The 11,385-nt window shown below is 39.6% G+C and carries 6 protein-coding genes, 1 tRNA gene and 2 rRNA genes; 2 read left to right on the forward strand and 7 right to left on the reverse strand.

Translation table 11 applies throughout. The features are described 5' to 3' along the window. Positions 1-88: 88 nt before the first annotated feature. Positions 89-1,090, reverse strand: a complete 1,002-nt coding sequence (gene tsaD, locus B9A91_RS23375) for a tRNA (adenosine(37)-N6)-threonylcarbamoyltransferase complex transferase subunit TsaD (RefSeq protein ID WP_084241480.1) — start codon at positions 1,088-1,090, stop codon at positions 89-91. Between the two features lie 117 nt (positions 1,091-1,207). Here tsaD and B9A91_RS23380 point away from each other — a divergent pair, with 117 nt between their 5' ends. Beyond that, positions 1,208-5,605: a translocation/assembly module TamB domain-containing protein gene (locus B9A91_RS23380; protein WP_084241481.1), complete on the forward strand. Its 4,398-nt coding sequence runs from the start codon at positions 1,208-1,210 to the stop codon at positions 5,603-5,605. 4 nt (positions 5,606-5,609) lie between these two features. On the opposite strand, the gene B9A91_RS23385 is transcribed toward B9A91_RS23380, so the two are convergent. The 3 genes from B9A91_RS23385 to B9A91_RS23395 all read right to left on the reverse strand — a co-directional run bounded on the left by B9A91_RS23385 (position 5,610) and on the right by B9A91_RS23395 (position 8,819). Continuing rightward, positions 5,610-6,821 carry a bifunctional 3,4-dihydroxy-2-butanone-4-phosphate synthase/GTP cyclohydrolase II gene (locus B9A91_RS23385; protein WP_084241482.1) on the reverse strand — a complete coding sequence of 404 codons (1,212 nt, stop codon included), beginning with the start codon at positions 6,819-6,821 and terminating at the stop codon, positions 5,610-5,612. 144 nt (positions 6,822-6,965) lie between these two features. After that, complete coding sequence (locus B9A91_RS23390; protein WP_084241483.1) at positions 6,966-8,408, reverse strand: LptF/LptG family permease; 1,443 nt, start codon at positions 8,406-8,408, stop codon at positions 6,966-6,968. A 30-nt stretch (positions 8,409-8,438) separates the two neighbouring features. Next, entirely contained in the window at positions 8,439-8,819 is a 381-nt protein-coding gene (locus B9A91_RS23395; RefSeq protein ID WP_084241484.1) for an START-like domain-containing protein, read from the reverse strand. Between the two features lie 104 nt (positions 8,820-8,923). On the opposite strand from B9A91_RS23395, the gene B9A91_RS23400 reads away from it, so the two are divergent. Next, a tRNA-Met gene (locus B9A91_RS23400) sits at positions 8,924-8,997 on the forward strand. Between the two features lie 41 nt (positions 8,998-9,038). On the opposite strand, the gene B9A91_RS23405 is transcribed toward B9A91_RS23400, so the two are convergent. From B9A91_RS23405 to B9A91_RS23415, 3 genes are all read right to left on the reverse strand, one after another. Beyond that, positions 9,039-10,805 (reverse strand): S8 family peptidase, encoded by a 1,767-nt coding sequence (locus tag B9A91_RS23405; RefSeq protein WP_084241501.1) that lies wholly within the window; start codon positions 10,803-10,805, stop codon positions 9,039-9,041. 282 nt (positions 10,806-11,087) lie between these two features. After that, positions 11,088-11,199, reverse strand: a 5S ribosomal RNA gene (rrf, locus tag B9A91_RS23410). Positions 11,200-11,256: 57 nt separating this feature from the next. Further along, positions 11,257-11,385: ribosomal RNA gene (locus B9A91_RS23415) — 23S ribosomal RNA — on the reverse strand; the annotation flags it as partial.

Genomic DNA, 11,385 nt, shown 5'->3' on the forward strand with positions numbered 1-11,385 from the left:
TATCAGCCAGCCTAAAAAAATGACCAGCGGGAGTAATATCAATCCAAAAAATATATAGCTTGCTCCATTCATAACTTCTTATTTAAGTTTAAAATTCCATTCTTGAGAGTGGCGCCACATCCTGCCCTACAAAATCACCCAGCTGATATTTATGATAGCCTGCTATGGCAATCATGCCTGCATTGTCCGTACAATACTGAAAAGCTGGTATATAGACATTCCAGTGTTGCTGTTCGGCCATTTTTTGCAGTGCCAGACGTAAACCACTGTTGGCAGAAACACCTCCCGCTATCGCTATGTCCTTTATACCATACCGAGCGGCAGCCATTTTTAATTTATTAAGCAAAATCCCGACAATGCTATGCTGCACCGAAGCACAAATATCATTCAGATGTTCTGATATGAAATCTGGGTTTTTCTTTTCCTGTGCCCGGATAAAATACAAAATCGAAGTCTTCAGTCCGCTAAAACTAAAATTCAAGTCTTTTATCTGTGGTTCAGGGAATTTAAAGGCTAAAGGATCACCTTCTTTAGCATATTTATCAATTAAAGGCCCTCCCGGATAAGGTAGTTTCAATATTTTCGCAGTTTTATCAAACGCTTCTCCGGCGGCATCATCCAATGTTTCGCCTACTATCTCCATGTCAAAATAATCCTTCACTAACACAACCTGAGTATGCCCGCCAGATACGGTAAGACATAAGAACGGAAATTTCGGCTTAGGTTCATCTATAAAATGCGCCAGAATATGAGCCTGCATATGATTTACAGCAATCAATGGCAAATCAAGTGCCATAGCAAATGATTTTGCGAATGACACCCCTACCAGCAATGAGCCTAACAGACCTGGTCCACGGGTAAAAGCGACTGCATCCAGCTCATTTTTTCCAACTCTGGCGTCATTCAATGCCTGTTGAATTACAGGAACAATATTCTGCTGATGTACCCTGGATGCGAGCTCGGGAATTACACCACCATAATTTTCATGAATTGTTTGGTTTGCAATAACATTGGCCGTAATTTTGCCGTTGTTACATATGGCAACTGAAGTTTCATCGCAAGAAGATTCTATAGCAAGTATTACTGACACGGGTATTTATAATTAAGCTACAAAACTATTAAAAAACTATTAAAAATACTGCTTTGGCTTGTTGCATCAGTAATATTACTTGCTGCTGTCATTCTTTTCGCACTTCAATTCAGACCAGTGCAGACCTATGTAGCAAAAAAAGCTGCTGCATACCTCTCCAAAGAGCTCAACACCACAATATCCTTGAGTGGTATATATATAAAGCCTTTCAAATCAGTTGTACTGGAAGATCTATTGGTTCTGGACCAGCAAAAAGATACCCTTCTGAGTACGCCCAAATTTCTGGTAGACATCAACCAACTCTCATTAAAGCAAAGAATAATAGCCGTAAATACTGTCCAGATCAATAACGGTTCATTCTTTTTGAAGTCCTACAAAGACACCACTTCTAATCTTGACTTTATCATCGACTATTTTGATTCGGGGCCTCCGACAATAAAAAAGAAAAAAAAGCCTTATAAGATTTCGTTCGACAGAGTGATCCTGAACAATGTGGGTTTTAAATACAAAAACTACAGACGGGATACGGTAATGAAAGGTGTTAATTTTGATGATATTGACTTAAGCGGGCTGAATGGCATCTTCGAAAACCTGAACACTAAAGACCACATTGTGCAGGCAAATATAAAAGATCTGACCTTCAAGGAAAAAAGTGGCTTTTATTTAAAAAATCTGACTGCTTTTACCACAATTGATACCAATAGTATTGAATTAAAAAAACTACTTCTGGTAACGAACCGTAGCCGGCTATCCGACTACTTTCAGATGCGCTTTAAAAGTTTTGACGATTTTGACGATTACATCAACAAAGTGAGAATGAAGGCAAACTTTAAAGACAGCCATATTTCCTCTCGCGATGTTTCTTATTTCACTTCCGATCTCGACCAAATGAGTCTTGACATTGATGTTGATGGCCAGGTAAATGGTTTGGTTAACAATTTAAGGGCAAAAAAACTTTCTGTCAAGGCAGGAAAAGCTACCCATATCAAAGGAGATTTTATATTAAAAGGGCTGCCTTATCTTAAAGAAACTTTTATGGACCTCAAGATTGAAATGGCAGGCACCAATAACACCGATCTGGATGAAATAGTAACCAGCATCACTGGTAAAAAAGAAAAAGTGGTTCCCAAAATAGTCGACAAGTTTGGTAACATTAACTTTAATGGCTCTTTTACTGGGTTTAAAAACGACTTTATTGCCTACGGGGAGTTTAAGACCAAACTGGGAAGATTGGTTTCCGACGTAAATATGAAAATCGATAAAAAAGGCATGCCCTCCTACACAGGGAATGTAAAAACTTACGATTTTAACATCGGCGACCTTATCGATGAAAAGATGCTTGGCCGACTGTCCGCCTCATTGTATGTAAAAGGCCGTGGTACAGAAATGCAAAACCTGTCAGAAAAATTAAATGGTGACATCGAGTACATTGATTTTAACCATTACAGGTATCGAAGCGTTAAAATTGACGGTACATTTGATAAAAAGTATTTTGACGGAAGTTTAAAGATTAACGATAAGAATATTCAGCTTGCATTTGATGGTGGTGTAAACCTGAATCCCAAATTGCCTGTTTTTAATTTTAAGGCTACAATAAAAAATGCAAAGCTGCGGGCATTAAAACTATACAAAGATTCCCTAAAAATAGATGCAGTATTCAACACCAATTTTTCAGGAACCAACCTGAACAATATACAAGGAAGGTTAAGGCTACAGGAAATTACCCTGGACAACGTAAAGGGCATATATCATATCGATTCCGTAGAGCTACAGGCGAATGGTCTGGGTAAAGACCGCAACCTGACTATAAAATCAGATATACTGGATGCCAGCATCAAAGGGCAGTACGACCTGAATACCCTCCCTTCATATTACAAGGCCCTGGCAAAAAAGTACATCCCTTCTTTGAAAGCCGATATTGTCAAATTTGGTGACCAGATATTTCAATTTAATCTGAACATCAAAAGGTTTGAACCTATTGCTGAATTGCTGGTACCTGGCCTGTCCCTTGAAGACCAGGCTATCTTTGCCGGGAACTTTGATTCCCCTAATAACATTGCCACTTTAAATGGCTTTATCAAAAAACTCAAATATAAAGGTGTAGTAGTCAATAACATCATTGTCGACGAAAACACAAGTACCAACCAGCTGCAGGCCATTATCACCTCAGACAGGGTAGACCTGAACGACAGCCTTTACATAAAAAATGTCAACATCTCCAATATTCTACGCAATGATAGCCTATCACTAAACGTAAAATTATCTAACGAAGATGACGTAAATCAACTGGATTTAAACGGTTTAATTGAATTCGCCAATGATACAACCGCCCGCGTCAGCATTCTTCCATCCATTTTAAAGGTTAACAATGAAGACTGGAAAATACAGGAAAAGGTAAGAATCAACTTTCATGATGGAAAAACAGAAATCAACAACTTTGATCTTAACAATGGAAGGCAGCTACTAACGTTGGACGGTGTGCTGTCTGGTAATCCGGAAGATATGTTACGGGTGGGATTTAAAGACTTTAGCCTGACCACCTTAAACCCCTTTGTAAAAGCTATGGGATTAAAATTGAGTGGCAACGTAAACGGAGAAACCAAACTTTCCAATATCCTGAAATCACCAGAAATAAGGGACAACATCAAAATAGACTCCCTTACTTTTAACGATACCTATATAGGTAGCCTTACAGACACTTCTTCATATGATCAGTCAAAAAAAGCAGCCAACATCTTTACCAATATTGTTGCTGCCGACCGGGAAACTCTCAGGGCTACGGGAAGTCTTGATCTGGAAAAGAAGGAAATCGACGTCCTGGTCAAACTGGATGAAAGTGAATTAGCCGTTTTGGAACCATTTGTTAATGAACTGGTTTCAAATCTCAAAGGTCATATATCTTCCAACCTGACCGTAAAAGGCCCTTTTGACAAACCTGAAATTAAAGGTACTGTTGCCTTTGATAAAGCTACGATGACCATCAATTACCTCAAAACAACTTACACTATTTCAGATGAGGTAACAGTGAACAATAGCATTATTGCAATCAAAGATCTTAAACTACTGGATACAGACAATGATGAAGCCATCGCGAATGGCACGGTGGACCTTAATGATCTCAACAATCCAACTCTGGATGTTAATGTGAATGCCAACCATTTTATGGCCTTAAATACTACCGAAAAAGACAATTCCTTATATTTTGGGCAGGCGTATGCCACAGGCTCTTTTAAATTTAAAGGTCCTACCAATAAAATGTTTATAGATATAGATGCTAAAACTGAAAAGGGAACCGTTTTTAACTTACCACTAAACAGTTCTGAAACCGTATCCAGTAAGGACTTTATTACCTTTGTAAGTAAAGACACCACAAACTTTGTAAAGAAACAAACAAGTTTCGACGGACTTACCATGAGTCTGAAACTATCAGTTGATGCCAGTAGTACAGCAAATATCTTTACAACTTTGGGCAAACTAAGTGGTAAAGGGTATTCCAGAAACCTGGCACTAAACATCAACAGCCTGGGCGATTTTGAAATGTCGGGCGACTATATTATAGAGAGCGGAAGTTTTGATTTTACCGCTCAGGAAGTGATCAACAAGAAATTCAGCATTCGCCAGGGCGGCACCATCAGGTGGACAGGCAACCCTTCTGCCGCTCAGATCAATTTGAAAGCCATCTATGCGCTTAGGGCGAGTACGGCCGATTTATATACAGCAGCTAACCGCGAAGGAGCTAATGCCAATGAAAGGGTCTTAACGGAAGTAGAAATGGGACTTAGCGGCTTGCTGCTCAAACCAGATATCAAGCTGGATATTTTCTTCCCTTCTAACCCCGCCATTAAGGAGGAAATGCAATCCTATTTTAATGACGACAATAACAGAAACCTACAGGCCCTCAGTCTGATCATCAGGCGGAGCTTTGCTCCGGGATCTGGAAAAGAAGACCTGGGAAAACAATTGTCTTCAGGGGTAGCCAGCACTGCAACAGAGCTGCTGTTTAATCAATTCAACAATGTACTTTCCTCATTAAACCTGGATTTTGTAGACATTAACATCCGTTCATTGAGTGAGGCAAATGCGTCTTTCCGCTTTTTCAAGGACAGGATCATCCTAAATGCCGGTATCGTTGACAAAAACAGCAGAAGTGACCTTTCTCCAATTGGATTCTCAAGAGACAATGTAGGAAGTGAGGTTGAGGTATTGGCCTTAATTAAAAAGGATGGTACCCTGGTAGGCAAACTGGCTAATAAGCCACCTACACAACAGAGCATTTTTAATACTGGCCTGCAAAATACCAATGTAACCTCTTTGGGCCTGATCTATACGCAACAATTTGACAGTTTCAGAGAGTTCATACAAAAAATTTCGGGCAAACTTCGCAACGAGGAAAAAAAGAAGCTGGAGGAGAAAAAAAAGAAAGCAGAGGATGATAAAAAATCCTCTGCTGTCCAAACAAATCCTGCTAACAAGGAAGGAATTATAAATGATCAGAAAAAACCTAAAAGGAAATAATCCTCTAACCTTTCATGATCTGATGTCCCATTTTATCACGTTTTGTTTTCAGGTAATGCTCATTGTGTACATTACTTTCGATTTCTATCGCAATATTTTCTACAATTTCCAAACCATAGCCAATTAAACCAGCCCTTTTGGTAGGATTGTTAGACATTAGTCTCATTTTAGTTACACCTTGCGCCCTCAATATCTGGGCACCTACACCATAATCACGTTCATCGCCTTTAAAACCTAACTTAATATTGGCCTCAACGGTGTCAAACCCAGCATCCTGCAAGTTATAAGAACGCAGCTTATTGATCAGTCCGATCCCTCTGCCTTCCTGGTTCATATAGACAACAACCCCTTTCCCCTCTTTGTCAATCATTTCCATCGCTTTATGGAGCTGAGGTCCGCAATCGCAACGACAAGAGCCAAAAATATCACCCGTTACACAGGAACTATGTACCCTTGCCAAAACAGGTTCATCTTCAAGCCATTCACCTTTACTGATGGCAAGATGAGTCGCATTATTATCCAGTTGCGTATATGCCGTCATTTTAAAATCCCCCCATTGAGTAGGCAAATTTACAGTCACCTCCTCTTTAATCAGGCTTTCTTTACTCAATCTGTAGGCAATAAGGTCTTTGATTGAAATAATTCTAAGTTGATGTCTTTCGGCAATCTTGATCAGATCAGGAAGCCTGGCCATTTCACCGTCTTCTTTTAATATCTCCACCAGGACACCAGCTTCTTCCATGCCAGCCAGCCGGGCCAGATCCACAGTAGCCTCTGTATGGCCTGCCCTTCTTAATACCCCTCCATCCTTCGCTCTCAATGGGAAAATATGTCCGGGTCTGCCTAATTCTGAAGGATCTATGTTAGGATCGATTAGCGCCCGGATTGTTTTCGATCTGTCTGAAGCCGAAATTCCCGTAGTACAACCGTGCCCCAGCAAATCTACAGATACTGTGAAGTTCGTTTCATAGGCTGCAGTGTTCTTCCCAACCATAGATTCCAATCCCAGCTCATCACACCTTTGCTCCGTTAAAGGCGCACAGATTAAACCACGGCCATATGTTGCCATAAAATTGATCACCTCCGGGGTAACATTGGCAGCTGCCGTCAGAAAATCTCCTTCATTCTCCCTATCTTCATCATCAACAACGATAATAACTTTTCCCGCTTTTATATCAGCAATAGCATCTTCTATTGCATCCAGTTTAATTTCCATTTTATAAGTATATCCATCACAAGGCCCAATAAAATGCCTGAGATTCAATTAAAATTATATTGCAAAGTTACAACCTTCAAAGACAAATAACAGCTTAAAATATCATAAATAAGTAATGAAACAGTTTGATATTCCCTATAAAAGCTATGCCTTTTGTGCCGTTTTTTTTGATGAAAATCTTTTGAAAAAATTAACAAGCAGGCTTTTGAAGTAATTCACATCAAACAAGGCTGAATCTACTGTAGCCTTATAGGTAAGAAATGCGCCCAAAGGGGACAGAATGATAATAGCAAGCCACATTCCGAAAAAAGGAGTTAAAGAACCCTGCGTAGCGGATTTCTCAGAAACAGTTGCTATGATATGATAGATCAGAAAAAATACAATAGCCATTACAACAGGTAATCCCAGTCCGCCTTTTCTGATAATGGCACCTAAAGGAGCCCCAATAAAAAACAACAGTAAACATGATGCGGCCAAAGTGAATTTTTTCTGATACTCTATCTGAACTTTTATGATATTTTTAACACGGTCGGCATGTTCAGCCAACCGCCCTGATGTAGCTTGCTGAATTGAATTCGCCTGGTCCAGTGCACTTTGTATAACTGCCAATTTCTGATTCTTAGGAATAGTATTTAAGATCTCGCCTCCGATTTTTTTTGCCGGGGTATTGATTTTAGTATAGCCTTTGGTGTAACTGTTCTGTTTATAGTAACCACTCAGGTTCAAAGCGGCTGATTTATTTACCACTGCAAGTTCTTTCTTCAGGGAATCCTCTTTTTTTGTAAGGCCTTTCAAGTTAAGCATCTGAGTATTTCCCCTAAATCCTTCTTCATCCGTCCTGTTCATCTTAAAACTCGAAATGTCAAATTTTTGATCTGTTTCCTTAAATCGCATTCTGGTTAGTTCCTGCCTTGGATTATAAGCGGCATTCTTACCACTCGACTCCTCATACCTGACTCCATCATGTAAAGTAAGTAGCAGATAATCATCATTTTTAGACATCTTGCCGCTCTTCGCTATAATGATCTTTGCTATACCATTGTTACTGGTATGATCGTATATCATTACATTATGCAAAGAAATCCCATCGGCTCCTTTCTTATCTACTCTAATGGAATATCCCGGTATGCTGTTGTTAAATACCCCCTCTTTAATCAGGAAAGAAAGTTTTTTATTTCGTATGTCCCACAACAAAGAACCAAATTTCAAATTGGCCTTTGGCAGCATGTAATCGGAAAAAATAAAGGAGCTAATGGCTAGAAAAACGATCAATACCAATAATGGCCGCATTGCTTTTTGCAACGATACGCCGGCAGATTTTATGGCTACCAGTTCGTAGTTCTCTCCAAGTGTTCCAAAAGTCATAATAGAAGACAGCAAAATGGAGAGCGGCAGGGCCATAGACACATTGGCCGCCGAAGCATAATACATGAGCTCGAGAATAACGTACCACTCAAAGCCCTTTCCGATCAGGTCGTCAATGTATTTGAACAAAAACAGCATCAACAGGATAAACATCACTATAAAAAAAGTGACGAAGAAAGGCTTTATAAATGCTTTGACAAGTAGTAAATGTATCTTTTTCAATTTACAAAGGTAGGCAAAGCCAATGAAAAATTAAGCACCTAATACGCTGTGGAGATAGTTGATCTGGTTATCCCATATCTGTCTGCGTTCTGCAAGTGTATCGTCAGTAGCAAAATCCGTAATTGAAAGCGCTACATCATTGGTCAATTCATCCTGAACAATTTCCATTTCAAAATAGCAGTGCGGCTCATCGTCTATCCATTTGAACTTTACCAGTTTATTCTCCTTAACGCTTAACAACTTGGCTTTCTGCACCTCATCGTCCCATGTAAAAGTATACACCTGATCACGGAAAATTACATCATCAGCAAACCACTGCGACAAGCCATTAGGTTCACTGATAAAGCTAAATAAAATACGCGGAGACGATCTCAATTCATATTCTAAAGTAAATTTTTTCTTTTCTGACATCGCTAAGCACTTATATTCTGAATTTTTTAGACAATTTTTAACATTTGTTTCTAAAGAAAAGTAATTTATTCTATATTTGCAACTCTTTAGAAAAAAGACCGCCCGGCGGGGTAGCTCAGATGGTTAGAGCGCAGGATTCATAACCCTGAGGTCGGCAGTTCGATCCTGCTCCCCGCTACACTGAAAAGCCCATCCTTTGGATGGGCTTTCTTATTCTTGCTACTTTTTAGATGGATAGTTCTCGGCCAGCTTTAAGGCCTCATAGGCGTTTACAATTCCACCGCTAACACACAACTCTTTGAAACTTACACGCTCACTTTCTCCTCTTTCGTTTTCTTTCCTGACTTTCTGCTCTACTTTCAAAACAGACTTCATGATGATTTCCCTTACTTGATGAGGTTTTAGTTGCGGATAATAACTCAGTATCAATGCGGCAAGTCCCGAAACAACCGGTGCAGCCATACTTGTACCATCAAATTCCTCATATTTCGAACCCGGGACAGTTGAATTGATCATAAAACCAGGTGCAAAAACGTCAACAGTATATTTGCCGTAGTTAGAAAAAGAAGCTTTTAAGCTCGCATCGTTCTTATAAGCACTTGCACCAACTTCTATCCAATTCTTCGCATGAGGAAGATTAAATTTTGTAGTATCCACTACCGGTTTTAAGGGAACTACAGGTATGTTTCTTCCTCCCGACATTCCTTGCTGAGGTGAATTGGGATTAGGCCTGAAGCCCATCAGATTAATGTCCGGCTTTTTATGCGCCTTCCTGTATGCTATCGCTTCTGCACCTTCATAAAATTTATTTGGATAATTCTCCTCAATATCATTGTTCTTGTTGTCATTTCCCGCTGCATGTACCAATAATACTCCTTTCTGTTCCGCATACTTCACTGCTTCATCAACCACCTCCTTATTCCATTTAAAGCCTTTTCCGAAACTCATATTAATTACCCTTGCACCGTTATCTACGGCATATCTTATTCCATTGGCCACATCCTTATCACGCTCGTCCCCTTCGGGTACAACCCTGATCCCCATAATCCTGACACTATTGGCAACGCCGTTTATTCCTATGCCATTTTCGCGCTTAGCACCTATGATACCAGACACGTGGGAGCCATGCTCTGCGTTAGGACCTGCGACATCATTATTCCCGTAGAATCTTTCTTTTGCATTCGCATAATCATCTCCAACCAATTCTTCACGCTGGTCATATTTAGGATTCAGATTATACCTAAGCATTATATCATATTGCTTATAGGCATCTTTCATTTCCTTATGAAACTTCTCCATAGAACCACTTTCTTTCGCCCCTTTACGAATAATTTTCTTGCATTGCTCCTCTTCTTCGCTATCTGCCTTATAACTTTCAATATCTTCCAGTGAAGGAATTGTTTTATTTCTAATCCTTCCCACCGAATCAAGCAGCTTGTTAATGATAGAGATTACGGCAAAAGACTGATGTGCTTCGTCATATTTCCTTCCAAATTCCGCGGTTACCTTAGTATACAGCGCAAACTCTTCTTTCTGTGTGCTATCTAAAACAGTAGATTTAATTGTAGACCTGTATTTAGGTTGATAGGCTTTATAGATCCTAACGAGCTCCAGGTTGTCATAAGCCAGATTACCTTTTTTCGATCCAATAAAATTCCAGCCGTGTACATCATCTATATACCCATTTCCATCGTCGTCAACTCCATTATTCGGGATTTCCTTTTTATTCGTCCAAAGCACGTCCTTTAAGTCCTCATGCGTTGTTTCTACACCGCCATCTATCACGGCAACAATAATGCTTTCCTTTGGTTTCTTGTTCTTTAACAGCTCATCATAGGCTTTCTCCGTGCTAATACCGAAATACCCGTCTTTTACCAGATCCAGATTATACCAATTTGGGGGCAGTTTCACATCTTTACTTTGTGAGAAAACTGCTGTATTAAAGAAAAGGCAGATTGCACAGTATATAATCGATTTCAGTTTCATCTTCATCCCATTTAGTGAATTAACGTAAAATACAATTATACGGTTTTATTGCCTTTAGGATAAAAATTTAGCATATTTTAACTAAAATCTATCAGAACAAAACTTTTGTTTCGCTACTGCTTGAGCCCGGCAAAATGAGTTGAACCGTTTACCTTTTGATTTTAAGGGAATGTTTGGGGTGTATCAAGATGCGGGGTTACTAGAGATGCAGGGATCGGGGGACTTTAGCATCATTTGTAAACAAGAAAAGCCTGTAGTTTATGGCTACAGGCTTTCTTTAAGATTTGGCACCGACCTACTCTCCCACGTGTTACCGCAGTACCATCGGCTCTGGTGGGCTTAACTTCTCTGTTCGGAATGGGAAGAGGTGGACACCACCGATATAGGCACCTAAATATCGTTATGACATATTATTGAAAGAAGTTAGTTAAGAAAAGCAAACAACGTTCTGCTTTTGAAAGCTTCGGATGATTAGTATTACTCGACTTTGATGTCACCACCTTTACATCTGTAACCTATCAACGTAGTAGTCTGCTACGGTCCTATATGGAATTCTCATCTCGTGGCTAGTTTCGCACTT

This window comes from Pedobacter africanus (assembly GCF_900176535.1).
GTDB lineage: Bacteria > Bacteroidota > Bacteroidia > Sphingobacteriales > Sphingobacteriaceae > Pedobacter > Pedobacter africanus.

Excerpts from the sequence above, each read along its gene's own strand:
- B9A91_RS23385 (WP_084241482.1), bottom strand. The coding sequence starts at position 6,821 with ATGGAAATTAAACTGGATGCAATAGAAGATGCTATTGCTGATATAAAA.
- B9A91_RS23405 (WP_084241501.1), bottom strand. The coding sequence starts at position 10,805 with ATGAAACTGAAATCGATTATATACTGTGCAATCTGCCTTTTCTTTAAT.
- B9A91_RS23395 (WP_084241484.1), bottom strand. The coding sequence starts at position 8,819 with ATGTCAGAAAAGAAAAAATTTACTTTAGAATATGAATTGAGATCGTCT.